Below are 20,340 nucleotides of genomic sequence, written 5' to 3' on the forward strand. Positions count from 1 at the left end.
GGCTCTCACCGTCGCCCGGTCGCCTTCTCGGCGGCCGGGCGCGTTCGTGTCCGGGCCGCCGGTCGCCTCCGGCGGTCGGGGCGGGTGGCGCGCTCGGGCTGCCGCGCCGTCGCCCCGGTCCTGCCCGTCCCGTTCGCGCGCGCGGCTCTGACGCCCTTCGCACCCCACCCGCCCCGACCACCTCGCGCTCGCGTCACCACCCCGGACTCCCCCGAGCACGGTCGGCTCCAGCGACGACGGCGCCGTGACGCCTGAGGTGACCTGGCCGACGAGGTGCGGGCAGGGGCCGACGACGACGGGTCGTGGCGGGTCTGGCGGGAGCGGCCCGAGGGACGAGGGCCGCGGGTGGTAGACCCGTCGTCGTCGGCCCCGGACCGCGCCGGACGTCAACCGACGCCCCGGACCGCGCCGGACGCGCCCACGGTGTCTAGGCGGAGCGCACCCGCGCTGCGATGGCGCCGGCGAAGCGGTCGAGCGCGCCGGGGGCCAGGGCGAGGAACAGCGAGGGCTCGGTGAGCTCGAGCTCGATGACGACGGGGCGACCGTCGTTGGTGGCCACGAGGTCGACGCGGGCGTAGAGGAAGCTCGACACGTCGCCGTCGGCGACGGCGTCCGCCGCGACCTGGAGCGTGCGGCGCGCCACCTCGACCTGCTCGTCCGTCGCGTCGACGGCGGACATTCGCTCCTGCGGGTACAGCCCGCGCGTCGGGTGGTGCGGGCCCGTGAGGTGCGCGTTGTTCCGCACGACGTGCGACAGCTCGCCGTCGACGAAGACGAGGCGCGCCTCCCCCGCGGTGTCGACGCTCGTCACGTAGGGCTGGACCATGACCTCGCGCCCGGACGCGAGCAGGTTCTTCGCGTGCTGGATCGCGAGACCGCGCGAGTGCGCCTCGCCGGGCTGGTAGCGGCCGGTGTCCTTCGCGCCGGCGCTCACCACGGGCTTGATGACGAAGTCGCCCTGCGCGGGCAGGCGCGTGTGGATGGCGCGCGACGACAGGTTGCGCTCCGGGTCGAGCCACAGGGTCGGGATGACGGGCACGCCGGCCGACTCGAGCTCGCGCAGGTAGCCCTTGTCGGTGTTCCAGCGCAGCACGCGCCCCGTGTTGAGCAGGCGCGGCACGCGCGACGCCCACGCGACGTACTCGTCGCGACGGGCGGAGTAGTCCCACGTCGAGCGCACGACGACGGCGTCGTAGGCGTCCCAGTCGACGTCGGGGTCGTCCCAGACGGCGATCTCGGCGGCGACGCCACGCGCCTCGAGCGCCCCGACGAGCGGGGCGTCGTCGGGGTCGAGCTGCGGCAGGACGGAGCAGGTCGCGAGCGCGACTCGCGGGGAGGGTGTCGGGGTCGTCACCCGCCCGAGCCTAGGGGAACGCCGGGGCGCGTGACGGGCGAACGGCGGCGTGCCGCGTCACGGCCCGCGTCACAGCCCGTACTCCTCGAGGAACCGCAGCCACACCTCGCTCACCGTCGGGTAGGAGGGCACGGCGTGCCAGAGCCGCCCGAGCGGCACCTCGCCGACGACGGCGATCGTCGCGGCGTGCAGCATCTCCGCGGCGTCGGGTCCCACGAAGGTCGCACCGACGACGACCTCGCGGGCGGCGTCGACGACGACCTGGGCGGTGCCCGCGTAGTCGGTCGCGCGCACCGCGGAGCCGGACACGTTCGCGAGGTCGTACCGCACGACCCGGACGTCGATGCCGGCGTCGCGCGCGGTGCGCTCGGTGTGCCCGACGGCGGCGACCTCGGGACGCGTGAACACGACCTGCGGCGACGCGACGTGGTCGGCGGTCGCGGCGTAGCGCGTCCACGGCCGCGGCTCCTGGCCCGCCGCCGGGACGGCGTCACCCGTGGTGGGTGCACCGGGCGTGTCGCCGCCGAAGCGGGCAGCGACCACGTCGCCCGCCACGCGGCCCTGGTACTTGCCCTGGTGCGTGGTCGCGACGCGCCCGGTCACGTCGCCGGCCGCGTACAGCCACCCGCCCTCGACGCCGCGCACGAGCATCGTGTCGTCGACCTCGAGCCCGCGTCCGGGCTCGAGCCCGAACGCTCGACGCCGAGGTCCTGCGTGCGGGGCACCCGGCCGGTGGCCACGAGGACGCGAGCGACCTCGACGGGGGCGAGGTCCGGGTCCTCGTCGCCGCCCCTGCCGCTCGCCTCGAGCGCGAGGCGCGCACCGCCGTCGGGCAGGGGCTCGACCTTGCTCGCGCTCACGCCGAGCCGGACGTCGACGCCGTGCTCGCGCAGCGAGGCCGCGACGGCCTCGCCCGCCCACGGCTCGGTGCGCTCGAGCAGGCCCCCGCGCGCGAGCACGGTGACCCGCGCACCGAGGTCGCTCAGGGCGAACGCCATCTCGCACGCGACGACGCCGCCGCCGACGATCGCGAGGCTCTCCGGCACGTCCTCCACACCCGTCGCCTCGCGGCTCGTCCACGGGTTCACCTCGGCGAGGCCCGGCACGTCCGGCAGGACGGGGACGCTGCCGGTCGCGACGACGACCGCGTGGCGGGCCTCGACGACCCGCGAGCGCGGCAGGTCGTCGACGTCGGCGTCGGCGTCCTCGGCGACCACCTCGACGCGCTTCGGGCCGACGAGCCGGCCGAGCCCGCGCACGAGCGTGATGCCGGCGCCCTCGACCCACTGCACCTGCCCCGCGTCGTCCCAGTCGGAGACCATGGCGTCGCGCCGGGCGAGCACGGCGGGCACGTCGAGGTCGTCGTCCGCGCGCACGCCGGGGACGCCCGCGGCCTCGGCACGCACCGCACCGGGCCGCAGCAGCGTCTTGGACGGGATGCACGCCCAGTAGGAGCACTCCCCGCCGACGAGCTCGGCCTCGACGAGCGCCACGCGCAGACCGGTGCGCCCGGCCCGGTCGGCGACGTTCTCGCCCACGGGCCCGCCGCCGAGGACGATCACGTCGAAGGTCGTGTCGGCCCCGGGTCCGGGGTCGGTGTCGGGAGAGGTCGGGTTGCCGGTCGGGATGTCCGTCGTCATGCACCCATCGTGACGGTCCGGCGCGTCGAGCGCCCCCCGACCGCGCCGCGGCGGGCTCAGGGCCGGACGCGCACGTACTCCAGGTCGGTGATCGACCGGCCGGCGGCGGTGCCCTTGCGCTCGAACCCGGTGAGGACGCGACCGTCGAACCGGGGCGCCACCGCACGCGGGCCGTGGGCGTTGCGCAGCCCCGGCGCGGCCTCCAGCACGTCGACCATCTGGTCGGCGTACTCCGCCCAGTCCGTCGCGAGCCGCAGCGTGCCGCCGGGCGAGCCGTCCGCGGGCGCCCGCAGGACCCGTGCGGCGAGCTCCGCGAACGACGCCGTCACGAGGCGGCGCTTGTGATGGCGGGACTTGTGCCACGGGTCGGGGAAGAACACCCACAGCTCGTCCACGGTGCTGGCCGGGAGCGTGGTGGCGAGCAGCTCGGCCGCGTTGGCCTGGACGAGCCGCAGGTTGGTCAGGTCGCGCTGGGCGGCCCGCAGGACGGTCTGCGCGAGCCCGGGCGTGTAGACCTCGACCGCGAGGAAGTCGGTCTCCCGGTCCGCCTCCGCGGCGGCGACCACGGCCTCGCCCTGCCCGGAGCCGATCTCGACGACGAGCCGCGCCGACCGGCCGAAGAGCTCGCCCGCGTCGAGCACGAACGACGGGTCGACCGACGTGCGTGCGACGTCGCGCGGGACGTCGAGGACGTAGCGGTCGCCGTGGGCGTCCCACGCGCGCTGCTGGCGCGCGCCGAGGCGTCCGCTGCGCCGCACGAACGAGACCGGTTGGGTGCGGTAGCGGCGCGCGGGAGCGTCGGGCGCCGGGCTGTCGGTCGACCGGTCGGTCGTCGGGGCGGGGGTCGGCTCGGGCACCGGACCAGGGTACGGCCGGAGACGGCGACGGCCCGCACGTCCGGTCGGGGACGTGCGGGCCGCCGTCGTCAGGAGACCGCGGTGCGCGGTGCGGCTCCCGCGGTCAGCCGCAGCCGATCGCGTCGAACGCGACGTCGGCCTCCGCGGACCGGCGGTCGCCGCTCGCCGTGACGCGGGCGCTGCCCGCGTCCACGCCGGCCGAGCGCACCGGGAACGCCTGGTACGCGGAACGGCCTGGCTCGACGCCCGTCACGGTGCGCGACCCGAACGGCGTCTCGAGCGTGACGTCCACCGGGACGGTGTCGTCGTTGGTCGCGCGCACGGCGACGTACGCCGAGCCCGCCATGCACTGGGCGCGGGCCACGGCCGACACGACGAGGCCGTCGGGTGCGGGCGCCGTCGTGAACGACTGCACGGGCGAGACCGTCCGACCGCCGTCCGCGCTCGTCGCCGTGACCGACCACGCGTGGCGGGTGCCCGGCTCGAGGCCGTCCCACGTGACCGTCGCGACCTCGCCCGAGGGCACGGTCACCGCACCGATCTCCTCCGCCGGGGAGAAGATCGAGACGCGTCGGTCGAGAGCGTCGTCGTGCGGCTCGTGAGGTCCACCGGGACGGTGAAGTCGTCCTCGCGGCCGTCGTAGCGCCCCTCGTCGTCGTACTCCGTCGCGCCGAAGTTCTCCAGCCACGGCGAGTAGGTGTCGACGATCATCTCGGAGCGGTCGACGTCGAACTGCAGCAGGCGGAAGAAGCTCGCCCCGAGGCGCAGACCTTGCCCGGGCTCGTACCCGCCGATCTCCGTCAGGCCCGCCTCCTCGGCCGTGATCTCGTAGACTGGTAGTCCGCGAGGAGCTCGACGACGCCGCTGCCCTGCGTGCCGACGTCCTGGCGGACGTTGATGCCCACGCCGTGCCGGTGCCCGGCGAGGACGAGGAACACGTTCTCGTTCGGCTCCACGACCTTGGCGTGCACGAGCCGGCCGTCGGGCGTGGAGATCTCCGACCCGCGGCCGTCCGGGTTCGGGCTGGGCACGAGGTAGTCGTGCGTGAGGACGATCGCGTTGCGGTCCGCGAACTGCTCGAGCACGCCGTCGGCCCAGGCCGCCTCCTCGTCCGTCACGCCGTAGGACAGGTACACGGCGACGAAGTCGAGGCCGCCCGCCGTGAACAGGTCGTAGTGGTTCTGGTTGTCGCCCTCGCGCCACGGGCCCCCGTAGGACGCGTCCTCCCAACCCGCGGAGAGCGCCTCGTACCGGGAGGGCCCGTAGAACTCGTTGAAGAGCGCCCCGGCGCCGTTGTCCTGGCCCGTGAGGTTGTCGTGGTTGCCCGCGAGCACGCCGTTGGGGATGCCCGCGTCGTCGACGATCTGCTGCGCGGCCGAGGAGAACTCGTACTCGCCGCGGATCTGCGCCGCCATCGCGTCGTCCGCGGGGACGCGCGTGTAGTTCTCGTTGACGTCGCCGGTGTGGGCCATGTAGGCGATCCTGCGGTCCTCGGCGTTGTCGACGACCCACTGCGCGACGTCCGTGTAGGCCTTGGCCCACACGGCGCGCTCCTCGGGGGTCTCCTGCTCGACGGCGCCCTCCGACAGGTACTGCGTGTCGGTGAGGTGCACGAGCGAGAAGTCGTACGCCTCGCCGGGCGCGAAGTCGGTCTCCTCGCGCGAGCCGCCGGCGCCGATGTCGTCGGCGAACGGGTCGGTGCCCGTGACGAGCACGTGGACCGTGCCGTCGTGGGCGTGCTCGTCGCCGAGCACCGCGCTGAGCTCCGTGGCGCCCTCCACGGCGCCGCGCGCGGACGCGAGCGGCTCCCAGGCGGAGCCGTCCCACACGTGGAGGGTGGCGAGGCGCTGCGGGTCGACGACGCCGTCCCAGCGCACGACCTGGCCGGACGCGTCGCCGTCGGCGGGGATCTCGAACCGCTGGTAGGCGACGTCGCGCGACGCCGCCGAGTCGAGCGTGGCGTCGTCGCCCGGCACGAGCGCGTCGACCGCGGCGGGCTGCTCGCCCTCCACGTGCAGCGTGCCCGACGGGACCGCGGCGGTCTCGCCCTGCGCGGCGAGGACCGGGGCGGCGATCTCGGCGCGCGAGAACGTCGCCGTGACGTCGCCGCCGCCCGGGACGGCGACGCGGGCCCCGAGCTCGACCGCACCCTCGATGCCGGTCGTCCCCGTGGCGGGCGTCAGCCCGGTCGGGACGTCGGGGATGCCGAGGCTCGTGAAGACCACCTCGTGCGTGCTGCTGTTGCCGAGCACGTCGGTCGCGGTGACGACGAGCGCGTGCTCGCCGGGGGCGAGCCCGGGACCGACCGCGTCCCCGGGCGCGAGCTCCGCGCCGTCGAGCGTCACGGACGGCCCGTCGAGGACGCCCGAGGCGTCGGCGAGCTCGACCGCGAGGCTCGTGGCCGTCGCGAGCTCGTCGCCCGCCGCGGGCGTGCTGGACGCGATGGCCGGGCCCGAGTTGTCGGTCGTGATCGTCCGGCGTGCGGTCGCCCCGCGGCCGTCGCGGACGTGATCTCGTGGTCGCCGTCGGCCAGCGTCGCGGTGTCGAGGTCCGCGCGCAGGCCGCGCGCCGGGCGTCCGCGCCGAGGACGACGTCGAACGGCAGGTCGACCTCGGTCGGCTTCGCGCTCGAGCCGCAGTTCCCGTCACCCATCGAGTACGACGGGGCGATCCCCACGGGCGTCGCCGTGCCGTGGCTCGGCTCGAGCCCGATGCCCGAGATCGCGAAGTCGTCGCGGTTGTCCCCGCACGACGTGGGGAACGTGCCGGCCACGAACGTGATCGTGTTCCGGCCCGGGACGAGGAAGGCGTTGGGCACGTCGACCCGCACCGTCTCGCTCACGTAGTCGCGGTCGACGAGGTCGATCCGCTGGCCGTTGACGAGCAGGTGGTTGACGTAGCGCGCCTCGATGGAGTTCGAGCCCACGGTGAAGACGAACGCCGACGTCCCGGCGCCGAGCGTCTCGGTCGTGGCGAGCGCGGTGCCGTCGACGGCGATCCCCGTCGGCGCGTCGCCGCCCGCGGGGGGCGACGCGAGGACCGTCTGCGCCCCGTTGAGGAGCGCACCGTCGGCCGGGGTGATCGCGGGCGCCCGGGGGCGGAGTTGTTCACCGTGACGGCGCTCGTCGCGGCGAGGCCGGCCGCGGTGGTCGCGGTGAGGGTGTGCGCACCGTTCTCGAGCGTCGTCGTGTCGAGCTCGGCGGTGAGTCCGGTGGTCGCCGACGGGTCCTGGGTGAGGTCGAACTCCAGGTCCGCGCTCTGGACGCGGGCGGTGTTCGTGCCGCACGAGCCGTCGCCGAACGCGTACGAGAAGCTGTTGGCGGAGCCGTCGGCGACCTCGCCGAGCAGCTCGAGCGAGACCTCGGTGACGTCGTAGTCGTCGTAGTTGTCACCGCACGAGGTCGGGAAGGTGCCGACGACGAACCGCACGTCGTTGGCGCCCTGCACCAGCCAGTCGGCCGGGACGTCGAGCGCGACCCGCTCGGACACCATGTCGCGGTCGAGGTCGACGCGCTCGCCGTTGACGAGCACGTAGCTGCCGTAGCGCGCCTCGATCGAGTTGCTGCCGACGTCGAACAGCAGGCGCGCGGTCGCCGGCGTCGGCGTCGCCGCGAGCGGCTCCCCGTCGACCGCGAGCTCCGCGACCCGGTCGCCCGCCATCACCGGCAGGGCCTCCACGGTCGTCGTGCCGTCGAGGTAGGTCCCCGTCGTCGGGCGGAGCACCGGGGTGCCGCTGGGCTCCTCGGGCCCGCTCGTCGTCGCCGCGGCGGCGCTCGGCGGGGCCAGGACCGCCCCGGTCGTGACCGGGGCGAGCGCTCCGGCGGCGAGGGTGGCGCCGAGCGCGGCGGCGACCGCGCGGCGTCTCCTCCGGGGCGGGGCCGTGTGCACGTGGGCGTGCATCGTCGTGTCCTTTCGTCGTCGACAGGAAGGGCACGGCGACCTCCGTCACCCGGGGCGACCGCACCCGCCTGGACCCTTCCGGGCACGGGTGAACGACCGGGCGAGACGGGACGAACGCGGGCGGAACGACCGGCGACGGTCGCATGTCGGCCGGACGCGGCGTCGGGGTCGACGACCCGCGAGGACGACCCGCGGGAACGACGACGCCGCCCACCCGATGGGGTGGACGGCCGTCGTACGCCGGGATCCGGCGGAGGTGCGCCATCAGGGACTCGAACCCCGAACCCGCTGATTAAGAGTCAGCTGCTCTGCCAGTTGAGCTAATGGCGCGCGAGAAGAAACACTAGCAGCCTGCTGACGGCCGCCGGAAATCGTGTCGACCCCCTGGGCCTGTGACGTGCACGACAGGACAGATCACCGCGGTCGCCCCGCCCCGGCTACAGGTACAGCCCCGTCGGGCCGCTCTCGTCGACGTCCTGCGACACGGCGTGCACGTCGCGCTCGCGCAGCAGCACCAGGTCCTTGCCGCCGAGCTCGACCTCGGCCCGTTCGTCCGGGTCGAACAGCACGCGGTCGCCCACGGCGACCTGCCGCACGTGCTCCCCCGCCGCCACCACGACCGCCCACGCGAGCCGCTTGGGTCCGGCCGCCGTCGCCGGGATGACGAGGCCCGCGGAGCTCTGGCGCTCGCTCGCGTCGACCTCCGGGTCGACGAGCAGCCGGTCGTGCAGCATGCGCACGGGCAGGTCGGCACGGCGGTCGACGGACGCGGGACGCGGGGAGGTGGACGACGTCTTGCTCACGACGCCCACGCTACCCGGGTCGCCTACCCTCGGAGGGCACACCCCTCCGCGCTCCGAAGGAGACCCATGGCCACGCGCCTCGCCGTCGGCGACACCGCACCCGACTTCACCCTGCCCGCCGCCGACGGCAGCACCGTCACGCTGTCGGACCTGCGCGGTCAGCGCGTCGTCGTCTACTTCTACCCGGCTGCCGGGACGCCGGGCTGCACCACGCAGGCGTGCGACTTCCGCGACAGCCTCGCCTCGCTGCAGGGAGCCGGGTACACCGTCGTGGGCGTCTCGCCCGACCCGGTCGAGAAGCTCGCGGCGTTCGCCGAGGCCGAGCAGCTGACCTTCCCGCTCGTGTCCGACGGGGAGAAGAAGGTCCTCGAGGCGTACGGCGCGTGGGGCGAGAAGAAGAACTACGGCAGGACCGTGGTGGGCGTGGTCCGCTCCACGGTCGTCGTGGACGCCGAGGGCACCGTCGAGCTCGCGCAGTACAACGTCCGGGCGACGGGCCACGTGGCCAAGCTGCGCCGCGACCTGGGGATCGACCCCCGGTAGCCGTCCGGGCCCGCCGTAGACTGGCCGCCGCGCGCGAGTGGCGTAACTGGCAGCCGCGCCAGGTTTAGGTCCTGGTGTCCTCGGACGTGCGGGTTCGAGTCCCGCCTCGCGCACGTCGCACGCGGACGGCCCACCACCCGGGAGGGTGACGGGCCGTCCGTCGTCGCGCGGCCGTGGTCCGGCCGGTCGAGCCGCGGGGCTCAGGCCTCCTGCGCGGGCGCCCCGTCGTCCGCGGCGGCGATCTGGCGTCGCACGTCCTCCATGTCGAGGCCCTTGACGGCGTCGACGACCTGCTTGAGCGCCGGCGCGGGGAGCGCGCCCGGCTGCGAGAAGACGAGGATCCCCTCGCGGAACGCCATGAGCGTCGGGATCGACGTGATGTTGGCGGCGGCGGCCAGGCCGCGCTCCGCCTCGGTGTCGATCTTGGCGTGCACGACGTCGGGGTTCTCCTCCGACGACGCCTCGAACACCGGCGCGAACATCTTGCACGGGCCGCACCAGTCCGCCCAGAAGTCGACCAGGACGATGTCGTTGTCCTTGATCGTCTGCTCGAAGGTCGTCTCGGTGAGGGTCTGCGTGGCCATGGGGGGTCCTTCCGAAGATGTCGTCGTCCGATGGGTGAAGCAACGGCGGAGGAGCGAGTATTCCCCGTCGGCGGCCGCCCCGCCCCCTACGCTGTCGCTGTGACGCACGCCACCGGTGCCCCGGACCCCCGCGACGAGCTCTCCACGCCGCACGGCCCGGCCCGCCGACCCGACGCCCGCACGATCGCCGGGTACGCCGCCGGATCCGTCGGCACGGGCGGGTTCGGCACCCTGCCCGGTCTCGTGCTCCTCGTCTTCCTCACCGACGCGCTCGCCGTCCCCGCCGCCGTCGCCGGCCTCATCGTCACGGGCGCCAAGGTGTGGGACGTCCTCGTCGACCCGTTCATCGGGTACGCCTCCGACCGGGACCTCGCCCGCACCGGGTCCCGCCGCCGGTTCATGACGGTCGGCGCGCTCGCCCTGCCCGTGCTGTTCGCCCTGACCTTCGCGGTCCCGGCCGCGGCGGGACCGACCGCCGCCGCGCTCTGGGTGCTCGTCGCGTTCCTCCTGGCCGCGACCGCCTTCAGCCTCTTCCAGGTGCCCTACATCGCGCTGCCCGCCGAGCTCGGCCTGTCGTACGACGGCCGCACGCGTCTGCTCGCCTGGCGGGTCGCCGCCCTCGCGACGGCGATCCTGCTGTTCGGCGCCGGCGGCCCCGTGCTGCGCGGCGAGGGGGACTCGCTGTCGGGGTACCTCCTCATGGGCGCGGTCTGCGGCGTGCTGCTCGGCGCGGGCATGCTCGTCACCGCGCGCATCGCGCCCCGCGGCGGTCACGCCACCGCCGTCGGGACCGCTGCGGTCCCCGCCCCCACCGCCCGGGCTGCCTGGCTGACCGCCGTGCGCGAGACCGTCGCGGCCCTGCGCCGGTCTCGGCCCTTCCGGACGCTGCTCGCCGCGTTCGTGCTCCAGGCGCTCGCGACCGGGCTGATGCTCGCCGGCGCCGCGTACGTCGCCCGGCACGTGCTCCGGGACGAGGCCGCGGTCAGTCTCCTGTTCGCCGCGCTCATCGCGCCGGCGCTCGCGTGCATGCCCCTGTGGACGCGCCTCGCGCGGCGGGACGGCAAGGAGCGCGGCTTCGTCGTCGCGACCGTGCTGTTCGCCGTGGCGACGCTCGGCATGGTCCCGCTCGCGTGGGTCCCCGGCGCGTGGGTCTACGTGCCGACGGCGCTCGCCGGCGTCGCGTACGCGGGCATGCAGGCGCTGCCCCTCGCGATGCTGCCCGACGTCATCGCGCACGACGCCCGGTCCCACGGCGACGGGCACGGCGGGACGTTCAGCGGCATCTGGACGGCCGGCGAGACCGCCGGTATGGCCCTCGGGCCCGCGATCCTGTCCGTCGTCCTCGCCGCGACCGGGTACGTCTCGACGCGAGCCGGGGAGACCGCCGCGCAGCCCGCGAGCGCCGTCGACGCCATCGCGCTGTCGTTCTCCGTGGTCCCGGCCGCGCTGGTGCTGCTCAGCCTCGTCCCGCTCGTGAGGTACGGTCTGCGCAGGGGGGACATCGACGGCACCGCGACGAAGCTGCCGCACGATCACGACGGAGCTGCTGCATGACCACCCCGCACCGACCGGCCGCCGAGACCGCGGGTCCGCCCGCCCCGCCCGACGCCGTCCCGGTGCGCACCGAGGGCATCCTCGAACGCCTCGCGGAGCTGCGCGCCGCCGACGCCCCGACGCACGGGGGCCGCGTGCTCTCCTACGTCTACGACCCGGGCCTCGCCGAGCTCGACGAGCTGGCGAGCGCCGCCGCACAGGCGGTGCTGCCGGTGAACGGGCTGGACCCGACGACCTTCACGTCGGTCGCCGTCATGGAGCGCGAGCTGGTCGCGTTCGCGCGCGAGGTGCTGCACGGCCCGGCGCACGGGCCGGGCACGGTCGTCGGGTCCGTCACGTCGGGCGGGACGGAGAGCTGCCTGCTCGCGGTGAAGGCGGCGCGCGACGAGCTCGCCGCACGCCGCCCCGGGGTCCGTCCCCGGCTGGTCGCGCCGGTGAGCGCGCACGCGGCGTTCCGCAAGGCGGCGCAGTACCTCGGGCTCGAGCTCACGCTCGTGCCGGTGGACCCGTCGACGGCGTCCCCGCCGCGGCGGACCTCGTGGCCGAGCTCGACCGTCCCGGAGCGAACGACGGCGGCGGCACGGGCGGGGGCGCAGCCGGGGACGTCGCGCTGGTCGTGGTGTCCGCGCCGTCGTACCCGCACGGCGTCGTGGACCCGGTGGCCGAGGTCGCCGCGGCGGCCGCGGAGCGTGGCGTGCCCGTGCACGTCGACGCGTGCGTCGGCGGGTGGGTGCTGCCGTTCTGGGAGCCGGCGGGTGGTGCCGCGGTGCCGGCGTTCGACTTCGCCGTGCCGGGCGTGACGAGCATCTCGGCGGACGTGCACAAGTACGGCTACGCCCCGAAGGCGCGTCGGTCCTCCTCGTACGGGGTCGCGACCGGCAGCGGCACCAGTTCTTCGCCACCACGGGGTGGCCGGGCTACCCGGTGGTCAACTCCGGGGTGTCGGGCTCGCGGTCGGCCGCGCCGCTCGCCGCGGCGTGGGCGGTGGCGCAGGCGCTGGGCGTCGACGGGTACACGGCGCTGACCGCGCGCTGCGTCCGCGCGACGCGTGCGCTGCGCGACGCGGTGGACGGGATCGAGGGCCTGCGGGTGGTCGGCGCGCCCGCCGGGCCGCTGCTCGCGGTGACCACGGACGAGGACGTCGCGCCGTCCCGGCGCGTCGACCCCCACCTGTGGGCCGACGCCGTCCGCTCCCGCGGCTGGGTGCTGCAGCCCCAGCCCGGGCTCGCGCAGGACGACGGCACGCGCCTGCCCCACACGACGCACCTGACCGTCACGCCCGTCACCGAGACCCGCGTCGACGCCCTCGTCGCCGCGCTCGTCGAGGGCGCGGACGAGGTGCGCGGCGCGACGCGCCCCGACACGTCGGCGGTCCTCGGCGCGCTCACCGGCCTGGCGGGCGGATCGGCACCGTCCTCCGACGACGTGTGGGCGGCGCTGCGCGCCGTGCTCGGTGCGCCGGAGGACGGCTCGGCCGGCTCGGTCGTGCCCAGCCGGATGGCGCCGCTCATGGCGATCATGGAGTCCCTGCCCGCGGCCGCGGCCGAGCGCCTGCTCGTCGAGCTCCTCGCCCGGGTGGCCGAGCCGGTCGCCGAGCCCGTCGCCGGGACGGCGGACCGGCCGGTCGACCAGCCTGTCGGTGCGGCACGCCCTCGATGAACTCGCTCCCCCGCTCCCCGCGGGGTAGAACAGTCGGGTGACCGACACCGCCGACTTCCCGCCGGACGACTTCTCGCACGACAACCCCCGGCCCGCCGGGTGGCTCACCCCCGAGGAGATCGCGGTCGCCCGGTCCCAGCTCCCGCTGGTGTACGTCGACGCCGTGCCGGTGCGGGTCGACGACTCGGGCGACGTCGTGGCCGTCGGGCTCCTGCTGCGCGTCGCGCCCGACGGGATGATGACGCGCGCGCTCGTCTCGGGGCGCGTCATGTACCACGAGCGGATCCGCGACGCGCTGCTGCGGCACATCGAGAAGGACCTCGGCCCCGTCGCGCTCCCTCGCGTGCCCGCCTCCCCGCAGCCGTTCACCGTGGCGGAGTACTTCCCGACACCGGGCATCACCTCCTACCACGACGCCCGTCAGCACGCGGTCTCCCTCGCCTACGTGGTCCCCGTGGCGGGCGACTGCCGCCCGCAGCAGAACGCCCTGGAGCTCGCGTGGCTCACCCCCGAGCAGGCGTGCGAGGAGGCGGTCCAGGCGGAGATGCACGGCGGGCAGGGCGTGCTCCTGCGCCAGGCGATGGCGCACGTCGGCCGGCTGCCCTGAGCGTCGTCGGATCGCCCTGAGCACCACCCCGTGGCTCAGCCGGGGAGCTCCAGGCGCGGCCAGTCCTCGAGGTCCTCGCGCATGCGGCGGTCGTGCGTCGCGACCACGACCGCGGCCGGCGTGACGCGCAGCGCCTGCGTGAGCTCGTCCACGAGGTCGATCGACAGGTGGTTGGTCGGCTCGTCGAGCACGAGCAGGTGCGGGGCGGCGAGCAGCGCCCGGGCGAGGTCGAACCGGCGGCGCTGGCCCGCCGACAGCTCGCGCAGCGGCCGCTCGAGGTCCTCCTCGGCGAGCAGGCCCAGGAACGCGACCGGCACGAGGTGGTCCGGGTCGAGCCGGCCCGCCCCGAGCAGGTCGAGCGCCTCGTGCGCGTACTCGTCGAACCCCGTGCGCTCCTCCGCGCCGGGCGGCAGCTCGGGGCCCTCCTGCGCGACGACGCCGAGCCGCGCGCCGTCGACCACCGAGCGCGTGCCCCGGTCGAGAGGAGCCAGACCGGCGAGCGCGGCGAGGAACGTCGACTTCCCGCTGCCGTTGGGGCCCGTGACCAGGAGCCGCCCGGACGGCGGCACCGCGATGCGCGTCCCGGGCAGATCCAGCCGCGCGTCGACCCGCGGGCTGCGCAGCTCGACGACCGGTTCGGCGGGGTCGAACCCCGGCGACATCGCGGGCAGCTCGGGGAACGCGAGCTGCAGCGGGGGGACGGGCACCTCGACGGCCTCCGCCTCGAGCCGCTGGATCATGCGGTCGGCGGCCTTGACGTGGATCCGCGCGCGGGTGGCGCGGCGGTGCTTCTCGCTGCCCTTGGGCGGGCGCCACTCGTCGGACAGGCCCTCGTACGACGCGTCGAGCACCTCGGCGAGCTTCTCGGCGCGCTTGCGCTCGGCCCGGTAGCGCTGGCGCCAGCGGTGCAGCGCCTGGTTCTTCGCGAACCGGTACGCGAGGTACCCGGGCTGGCCGTACAGGACCGGCCGCCCGTCCATCGAGGGGTCGAGGTCGAGGATCTCGGTCGCGACGTCGTCGAGGAGCTGACGGTCGTGCGTGACCATGACGACGCCGCCGCGCCACGCGACGAGCTCGCCCGTGAGGAAGTCGATGCCGCTCACGTCGAGGTGGTTGGTCGGCTCGTCCAGCAGGAGCAGCTCGGTGCGCTCGGCGAGGCGGCACGCGAGGCGCACCCGGTAGCGCTCCCCCACCGACAGGGTCGCGAGGTCGCGCGCGTGGTCGCGGCACGCCCCCAGGCGGGACAGCGCGACGTCGACCCGCCGGTCGGCGTCCCACGCCGCGAGGTGCTCGGCGTGCGCGAGCACGTCCGACAGCTCGGTGAGGTCACCGCTCTCGTGGTCGAAGTCCCGCGCGACCGCGTCGAGCCGGGCGGCGACGGCACGCACCCCGGAGAGCGTCGCCCGGACGAGGTCGCCCACCGTCTGCCCGGGCACGACCGTGAGCTCCTGCTCGACGACGGCGAGCTCGCCCGCGCGCCGGACCTCGCCGCGGCTCGGCGCGAGGTCGCCCGACAGGACGTGCAGCAGCGTCGACTTGCCCGTCCCGTTCTCGCCGACCACGCCGAGGCGCGTGCCGTCGGCGACGCGGACGCTCACGCCGTCGAGGACGGGGCGCCCCGGGTAGGAGAACGCGAGGTCGTCGGCGGCGAGGTGCACGGGGACCACCCTAGGTGTACCCGGCCGGGGCGGGCGGGCCGCATCGAGGGAGGCGACGCCGCCGCCGGCCGCGAGATCGACCCGTGCGTGCCCGTGTCGACCCTCCCGGAGGACGGCGCCGCGCCCGGCGGGCCGATCTCGCGGGTACCGTCGAGGCATGAGCACAGCGCCCTCCGCCGCGTCCTCGCCTCTGCCCGGGGCGGGTCGTCCGCGCGCCGGGCTGGTCGTCCTCGCCGCGCTGGCCGACGTCGCGTGCGTGCTCCTGCTCGCGACCGGCGGCCTCGCCGCGCACACGCCCGGCGAAGGGCTGCCACGGCTGCTGTACGTGGCGTGGCCCTTCGCGCGGGCGCGCTCGTCGGCTGGCTGGTCACCCGGGCGTGGCGGCGGCCCTGGCGGATGTGGCCCACCGGCGTCGTCGTCTGGGGCTGCGCGTGGGCGCTCGGCGTGCTGCTGCGCGTGCTCACCGGGCAGGGCGTGGCCCCGGCGTTCCAGCTCGTCTCGTTCGGCGTGCTCGGCGTGACGCTGCTCGGCTGGCGCGGCGTCGTGGCGCTCGTGGAGGTGCTGCGCCCCGCCGACCGCCGTCGCCGTGCGCGAGAGCTCTCCGGTCGCTGACCGCGCCCGGGCCCGGGCCTACCGCGGTGCCAGGGCCGACACGATCTCGGGGGCGAGCGCGCGGAACGCCGTCCCACGGTGGCTGATCGCGTTCTTCTCGGCCGGGTCGAGCTCCGCCGCGGAGCGCCGCGGCGCCGTCGCGTCGGCACCCGCGACCGCGGGCTGCTCGTCCGGTTCGAGGACCGGGTCGTAGCCGAACCCGTTCTCGCCGCGCGGCGCCGTGAGGAGCGTGCCGCGCATCTCCCCCGTGCGCACCACCTCGTGCCCGTCGGGGGTGACGAGCGCCGCGGCGCACACGAAGCGGGCCCTGCGGTGCTCGGCGCGCACGTCGCGCAGCTGCGCGAGCAGCAGCTCGAGGTTCGCGGCGTCGTCGCCGTGCCGCCCCGCCCACCGGGCGCTGAAGATGCCGGGCGCGCCGCCCAGCACGTCGACCGCGAGCCCCGAGTCGTCCGCCACGGCGGGCAGCCCCGTCGCGGTCACGAGCGCACGCGCCTTGACGAGCGCGTTCTCGGCGAACGTCACGCCGTCCTCGACCGGCTCCGGGGCCCGACGTCCCCGGAGCTGACGACCGCCTCCGGCGCGAGGTCGAGCCCCGGGTGCGCGTCGAGCTCGGCGGCGAGGATGGCGCGCAGCTCGGCGAGCTTGCCGCGGTTGTGCGTCGCGAGGACGAGCCGGGCGCCCTCGGGCACCTGTACCTGGGCGGACGCCGCGCCGGGCTCCGCGCCGGACCCGCTGCTCACGCCCCCGCCCCGAGCGCGGCGCGCTGGACCGCGGTGAGCTCGGCCGTGCCGGCGACGGCGAGGTCGAGCAGCGCGTCGAGCTCGGCGCGGTCGAACGGCGCGTGCTCGGCGGTGCCCTGCACCTCGACGAACGACCCGGACCCGGTGACGACGACGTTCATGTCCGTCTCGGCGCGCACGTCCTCGACGTACGGCAGGTCGAGCATCGGCACGCCGTCGACGATGCCCACGCTCACCGCGGCGACGGAGTCGGTGAGCACGGGCCTGCCGCCGGACTTCACGTGCCCGTGGCACTGGCCCCACGCGACGGCGTCGGCGAGCGCGACGTAGGCGCCCGTGATGGCGGCGGTGCGCGTGCCGCCGTCGGCCTGGAGCACGTCGCAGTCGAGGACGATGGTGTTCTCCCCGAGCGCCGAGACGTCGATGATCGCGCGCAGCGAGCGGCCGATCAGGCGCGAGATCTCGTGCGTGCGGCCGCCGATCTTGCCCTTGACCGACTCGCGCTGGCTGCGCTCGTTCGTCGCGCGCGGGAGCATCGCGTACTCGGCGGTGACCCAGCCCTCGCCGGAGCCCTTGCGCCAGCGCGGCACGCCCTCGGTGAACGACGCCGCGCACAGCACGCGGGTGCGGCCGAACTCGACGAGCACGGACCCCTCGGCCTGGTCGAGCCAGTCGCGGGTGATCGTCACGGGGCGGAGCTGGTCGGGTGCGCGGCCGTCGGCGCGCGCGGCCGACGTGCCGGCGGCAGGAGCAGTGGTCATGCGGTCACCCTACCGACCGCCGTCCCGGGCCCGCGGTCGTCAGACCTCGAAGACCGCGCCCGTCGTCGCGACGTCCACGGGCCCCGGGTAGGTCTCGCGCGCCTCCGCACGCGAGCGCTCGGGGTCGTTCCAGGCGGGCAGGTGCGTGAGCACGAGGCGACGTGCGTCCGCGGCCGTCGCGACCTCGCCCGCGCGGCGGCCGGTGAGGTGGATGCCGCGCTCGACCCCGTCGTCGCGTCCCTCGTGGAACGCCGCCTCGGACAGCAGCAGGTCGGCGTCGCGCGCGAGCTCGACGACGCCGTCGCACACGTCCGTGTCGCCGGTGTAGGCGAGCACGGCCCGCTCCCCCGGCCGCACGCCCGACGGTCCCGTGACCCGCACCCCGTACGCCTCCACCGGGTGGAACACCCGGAAGGGCTCGAGGGTCATCGGCCCGACCCGGACCGGCGCGCCCGGCTCCCACGGGCGCACGTCGAGCTCGCCGCCGAGCCCGTCACCGGGCTCGGAGCCGTACGCCTCCTCGATCCGGCGCGCCGTGCCCGACGGCCCGAGCACCGGGAGCCGCGAGGGCACGCCCGTGCGGCTCGAGCCGCGGACCGGGTGGTAGCGCAGGTACACGTAGAGCCCGCACACGTCGACGAAGTGGTCGGGGTGCAGGTGGGACAGCGCGAGGGCGTCGACGTCGAGCGGGTCGACGAACCGCTGCAGCGCCCCGAGCGCCCCGTTGCCGAGGTCGAGCACGACGCTCCAGTCGCGGGCCGCGAACCCGGCCGCGGCGGCCTCGGCGGCGGGCACCTGGACGAGGTAGCAGGACGCGGGCGAGTCCGGTCCCGCGAACGACCCGGAGCAGCCCACCGTCACGAGGCGCATCAGGCGGCCTCCACGCTGAGGACCTCGGGACCGAGGAAGCGGCGGGCGAGGTGGTCGAACGGCTCGACGCTCCCCGTGGCGAGGAAGCGGTGCTGCGGCGGCCCGGCGTCGCGCGCGCGCTCGAGGTCGTGCGCGACGAGCGTGCGGTACACGTCCTTCGCCGTCTCCTCCGCGCTCGACACGAGCGTGACCTCCTCGCCCATCACGTAGGAGATCGCCCCCGTCAGCAGCGGGTAGTGCGTGCAGCCCAGCACGAGGGTGTCCACCCCGGCGTCGCGCACCGGGTCGAGGTACTCGCGCGCGACCGACAGCACCTCCGGCCCCGACGTCACGCCCGCCTCCACGAGCCGCACGAACTCCGGGCACGCCTGCGACGTCACGGTCAGCCCGGGCGTGACGGCGAACGCGTCGTCGTAGGCGCGGGAGGTGACCGTCGCGCGGGTGCCGATGACCCCGACGCGGCCGTTGCGCGTCGCCGCGACGGCACGCCGCGCGGCGGGCAGGATCACCTCCACCACGGGCAGGCCGTGACGCTGCGTGTACCGCTCGCGCGCGTCGCGCAGCACCGCGGACGACGCCGAGTTGCACGCGATGACGAGCATCTTCACGCCGTCGTCGACCAGCTGGTCCATGATCGAGAGCGCCATCGCGCGCACGGCGGCGAGCGGCTTGGGGCCGTACGGGCCGTTCGCGGTGTCCCCGATGTACAGCAGGGACTCGTTCGGCAGCTGGTCGAGGACCGAGCGTGCCACCGTCAGGCCACCCACGCCCGAGTCGAAGATGCCGATGGGAGCGTCGTTCACCCGCCCGAGCCTAGTGCGGGCGACCCCGCACGACCGCCCGTGCGGCCGGCGTCACGCTGTGGCAGCCCCCACACGCCGTGCGCGGCGCCGGTCCGCCCGCGCCCGCGCGCCGTACCAGCGGGCGAACAGCGCGACGGCCAGCGCGATCTCGGCGACGTCGCCGCCGTAGGACATCCACAGCGCCGCCTGCTCGATCTCGGCACCCGTGCCGCCGTTGCCCGGAGGGAGGTCGGCGCCCGCGCGTAGAGCAGCTTCGCGAGGTACGCGTGCGCGCCCGCGGCGAGGACGAGCGCGCCGACGCGCACGCGCAGGCCGGCGCGGTGCGGCGCCGGGTCGCGGCCGGCGACCGCCCACGTGAACGACGTGCCCGCGAGCACGAAGTGCGCCCCCACCAGGACGTGCAGCGGCGTGCTGGCCGTGCTCGCCGCGTACAGGCCGGTGAGGTACAGCGCGTAGAGGCCGCCCATGTCGACCACGCCGGCCACCACGGGGTGGGTGAGCACGCGCACCGGGACGCTCCCGAGGACGGCGGTGACGCGACGCCGGCCCGCCGTCGAGCACGCGCCCAGCAGGAGCGTGACGGGCGCCGCGAGCACGAGCCCGAGCGGTGCGTACATGCCCAGCAGCAGGTGCTGGACCATGTGGCCACGCGCGTCCCCGTGCGCGAGGGTGGCGACCGGCGGCGAGACGGCGAGCGCGAGGAGCGTCGCGCCGGCCACCCAGGACGCGGTCCGCCCGCGGCCCCACCGCCGGCCCGTGGCCCGTTCGCGGCGGGCCGCGAGCGCCAGGTACGCCCCCACGAGCACCGCGAGGACGACGACGGGCACGAGCCAGCCCACGACGTCCGGTACCGCCCCGTGCGCCACCGGGTCGTGCCCGTGGGCCGCGACGTTCATGCGTGCGGCGGCGCGGGCTCCACGGCCGCCCCCCGCGCACGCACGGCCAGCACGACGCCCACGGCCACCAGCACGAGCCCCGCCCCGTTCCAGACGAGGTCGTACGGCAGGATCTCGACGCCGTAGCGGACCTCGTGCAGCCCGAGCACCTTGTGGTTCACGACGCCGTCGAAGAGCTGGAACCCTCCGGCGCCGAGGAACGCCCCCGCCCACGCGGACCGCGGCACCAGCACCCGACGCGCCGCAGGTCCGCGAACCAGAAGAACCCCCGACGACGAGCACGAGCTCCGCGGCGTGCAGCAGGCCGTCGGACAGGAGCGCCACGTCACCCGTCGAGCCGTCGTAGAAGTGGTGCCACGCCAGGAGCTGGTGGAAGACGATCTCGTCGACCGCCGCCATCAGGCCCACCCCGATCATCGCCGCCGAGAGCAGGGACCCGCGGCGCGCCGCACGGACGTCCTCGACCGCAGGAGCGTCCACCATGCTCATCACCTCCCTGC

The 20,340-nt window shown here is 75.7% G+C and carries 20 protein-coding genes, 2 tRNA genes and 3 pseudogenes; 8 read left to right on the forward strand and 17 right to left on the reverse strand.

The window, feature by feature from the left end; all coding sequences use genetic code 11:
- Positions 1 to 427: 427 nt before the first annotated feature.
- The 6 genes and pseudogenes from BJF88_RS03210 to BJF88_RS03235 form a co-directional block, all read right to left on the reverse strand.
- Complete coding sequence (locus tag BJF88_RS03210) at positions 428 to 1,354, reverse strand: RimK family alpha-L-glutamate ligase (protein ID WP_075827739.1); 927 nt, start codon at positions 1,352 to 1,354, stop codon at positions 428 to 430.
- 69 nt (positions 1,355 to 1,423) lie between these two features.
- Positions 1,424 to 2,994, reverse strand: a pseudogene (locus BJF88_RS03215) (NAD(P)/FAD-dependent oxidoreductase).
- A 56-nt stretch (positions 2,995 to 3,050) separates the two neighbouring features.
- Positions 3,051 to 3,851: a tRNA (guanosine(46)-N7)-methyltransferase TrmB gene (gene trmB, locus BJF88_RS03220; RefSeq protein WP_075827740.1), complete on the reverse strand. Its 801-nt coding sequence runs from the start codon at positions 3,849 to 3,851 to the stop codon at positions 3,051 to 3,053.
- Positions 3,852 to 3,954: 103 nt separating this feature from the next.
- Positions 3,955 to 4,383 (reverse strand): hypothetical protein, encoded by a 429-nt coding sequence (locus tag BJF88_RS03225; protein WP_075827741.1) that lies wholly within the window; start codon positions 4,381 to 4,383, stop codon positions 3,955 to 3,957.
- A complete protein-coding gene (locus BJF88_RS03230; protein WP_075827742.1) occupies positions 4,380 to 4,562 on the reverse strand; it encodes a hypothetical protein in 183 nt (60 codons plus the stop codon). Before BJF88_RS03230 ends, BJF88_RS03225 begins: the two co-directional genes overlap by 4 nt.
- Positions 4,563 to 4,651: 89 nt before the next feature.
- A complete protein-coding gene (locus tag BJF88_RS03235; protein ID WP_075827743.1) occupies positions 4,652 to 6,196 on the reverse strand; it encodes a metallophosphoesterase in 1,545 nt (514 codons plus the stop codon).
- A gap of 170 nt (positions 6,197 to 6,366) precedes the next feature.
- Here BJF88_RS03235 and BJF88_RS03245 point away from each other — a divergent pair, with 170 nt between their 5' ends.
- Positions 6,367 to 6,696: a hypothetical protein gene (locus BJF88_RS03245; protein WP_075827745.1), complete on the forward strand. Its 330-nt coding sequence runs from the start codon at positions 6,367 to 6,369 to the stop codon at positions 6,694 to 6,696.
- On the opposite strand, the gene BJF88_RS03250 is transcribed toward BJF88_RS03245, so the two are convergent.
- From BJF88_RS03250 to BJF88_RS03260, 3 genes are all read right to left on the reverse strand, one after another.
- Positions 6,689 to 7,750, reverse strand: coding sequence for a hypothetical protein (locus tag BJF88_RS03250; RefSeq protein WP_075827746.1), 1,062 nt, complete (start codon positions 7,748 to 7,750; stop codon positions 6,689 to 6,691). The two genes, BJF88_RS03245 and BJF88_RS03250, sit on opposite strands and share 8 nt — an antisense overlap.
- Positions 7,751 to 8,007: 257 nt before the next feature.
- Positions 8,008 to 8,080: transfer RNA gene (locus tag BJF88_RS03255), tRNA-Lys, on the reverse strand.
- Positions 8,081 to 8,187: 107 nt separating this feature from the next.
- On the reverse strand, positions 8,188 to 8,484 hold the full coding sequence (locus BJF88_RS03260) for a co-chaperone GroES (protein ID WP_083648836.1): 297 nt from the start codon (positions 8,482 to 8,484) through the stop codon (positions 8,188 to 8,190).
- 135 nt (positions 8,485 to 8,619) lie between these two features.
- Between BJF88_RS03260 and bcp the strand changes: the two genes are divergently transcribed.
- Together bcp and BJF88_RS03270 are read left to right on the forward strand one after the other, a co-directional pair.
- On the forward strand, positions 8,620 to 9,096 hold the full coding sequence (gene bcp / locus BJF88_RS03265) for a thioredoxin-dependent thiol peroxidase (protein ID WP_075827747.1): 477 nt from the start codon (positions 8,620 to 8,622) through the stop codon (positions 9,094 to 9,096).
- 31 nt (positions 9,097 to 9,127) lie between these two features.
- Positions 9,128 to 9,209, forward strand: a tRNA-Leu gene (locus BJF88_RS03270).
- Between the two features lie 87 nt (positions 9,210 to 9,296).
- Here the strand turns inward: BJF88_RS03270 and trxA are convergent.
- The gene (gene trxA / locus BJF88_RS03275; RefSeq protein ID WP_075827748.1) at positions 9,297 to 9,680 is read right to left on the reverse strand and encodes a thioredoxin; all 384 of its coding nucleotides are present in this window, start codon (positions 9,678 to 9,680) and stop codon (positions 9,297 to 9,299) included.
- A 99-nt stretch (positions 9,681 to 9,779) separates the two neighbouring features.
- Between trxA and BJF88_RS03280 the strand changes: the two genes are divergently transcribed.
- The 4 genes from BJF88_RS03280 to BJF88_RS03295 all read left to right on the forward strand — a co-directional run bounded on the left by BJF88_RS03280 (position 9,780) and on the right by BJF88_RS03295 (position 13,500).
- Positions 9,780 to 11,234 carry an MFS transporter gene (locus BJF88_RS03280; RefSeq protein WP_369824463.1) on the forward strand — a complete coding sequence of 485 codons (1,455 nt, stop codon included), beginning with the start codon at positions 9,780 to 9,782 and terminating at the stop codon, positions 11,232 to 11,234.
- Complete coding sequence (locus BJF88_RS22980; RefSeq protein ID WP_075827749.1) at positions 11,231 to 12,034, forward strand: pyridoxal-dependent decarboxylase; 804 nt, start codon at positions 11,231 to 11,233, stop codon at positions 12,032 to 12,034. The genes BJF88_RS03280 and BJF88_RS22980 overlap by 4 nt, the downstream gene beginning before the upstream one ends.
- A 124-nt stretch (positions 12,035 to 12,158) precedes the next feature.
- On the forward strand, positions 12,159 to 12,893 hold the full coding sequence (locus BJF88_RS22985) for a hypothetical protein (protein ID WP_369824464.1): 735 nt from the start codon (positions 12,159 to 12,161) through the stop codon (positions 12,891 to 12,893).
- A 37-nt stretch (positions 12,894 to 12,930) separates the two neighbouring features.
- Entirely contained in the window at positions 12,931 to 13,500 is a 570-nt protein-coding gene (locus BJF88_RS03295; RefSeq protein WP_075827751.1) for an NUDIX hydrolase family protein, read from the forward strand.
- A gap of 35 nt (positions 13,501 to 13,535) precedes the next feature.
- Here BJF88_RS03295 and BJF88_RS03300 read toward each other — a convergent pair whose 3' ends face one another.
- Complete coding sequence (locus BJF88_RS03300) at positions 13,536 to 15,158, reverse strand: ABC-F family ATP-binding cassette domain-containing protein (protein ID WP_075827797.1); 1,623 nt, start codon at positions 15,156 to 15,158, stop codon at positions 13,536 to 13,538.
- A gap of 330 nt (positions 15,159 to 15,488) precedes the next feature.
- Here BJF88_RS03300 and BJF88_RS20180 point away from each other — a divergent pair, with 330 nt between their 5' ends.
- On the forward strand, positions 15,489 to 15,770 hold the full coding sequence (locus tag BJF88_RS20180; protein ID WP_222843917.1) for a DUF3054 domain-containing protein: 282 nt from the start codon (positions 15,489 to 15,491) through the stop codon (positions 15,768 to 15,770).
- A gap of 18 nt (positions 15,771 to 15,788) precedes the next feature.
- Here BJF88_RS20180 and BJF88_RS03310 read toward each other — a convergent pair.
- The 6 genes and pseudogenes from BJF88_RS03310 to BJF88_RS22990 form a co-directional block, all read right to left on the reverse strand.
- Positions 15,789 to 16,459: pseudogene (locus tag BJF88_RS03310) on the reverse strand (non-canonical purine NTP pyrophosphatase).
- Between the two features lie 47 nt (positions 16,460 to 16,506).
- On the reverse strand, positions 16,507 to 17,271 hold the full coding sequence (rph, locus tag BJF88_RS03315) for a ribonuclease PH (RefSeq protein WP_075827752.1): 765 nt from the start codon (positions 17,269 to 17,271) through the stop codon (positions 16,507 to 16,509).
- A 39-nt stretch (positions 17,272 to 17,310) separates the two neighbouring features.
- Positions 17,311 to 18,141 (reverse strand): MBL fold metallo-hydrolase, encoded by an 831-nt coding sequence (locus BJF88_RS03320; RefSeq protein ID WP_075827753.1) that lies wholly within the window; start codon positions 18,139 to 18,141, stop codon positions 17,311 to 17,313.
- Positions 18,141 to 18,944 carry a glutamate racemase gene (murI, locus tag BJF88_RS03325; RefSeq protein ID WP_075827754.1) on the reverse strand — a complete coding sequence of 268 codons (804 nt, stop codon included), beginning with the start codon at positions 18,942 to 18,944 and terminating at the stop codon, positions 18,141 to 18,143. Before murI ends, BJF88_RS03320 begins: the two co-directional genes overlap by 1 nt.
- Positions 18,941 to 19,840 carry a cytochrome c oxidase assembly protein gene (locus BJF88_RS03330; protein ID WP_075827755.1) on the reverse strand — a complete coding sequence of 300 codons (900 nt, stop codon included), beginning with the start codon at positions 19,838 to 19,840 and terminating at the stop codon, positions 18,941 to 18,943. The genes murI and BJF88_RS03330 overlap by 4 nt, the downstream gene beginning before the upstream one ends.
- Positions 19,837 to 20,329, reverse strand: a pseudogene (locus BJF88_RS22990) (DUF2243 domain-containing protein). Before BJF88_RS22990 ends, BJF88_RS03330 begins: the two are co-directional and overlap by 4 nt.
- Positions 20,330 to 20,340: the final 11 nt, after the last annotated feature.

Source organism: Cellulosimicrobium sp. CUA-896, from assembly GCF_001942335.1.
In the GTDB taxonomy this organism is placed as follows: Bacteria; Actinomycetota; Actinomycetes; order Actinomycetales; family Cellulomonadaceae; genus Cellulosimicrobium.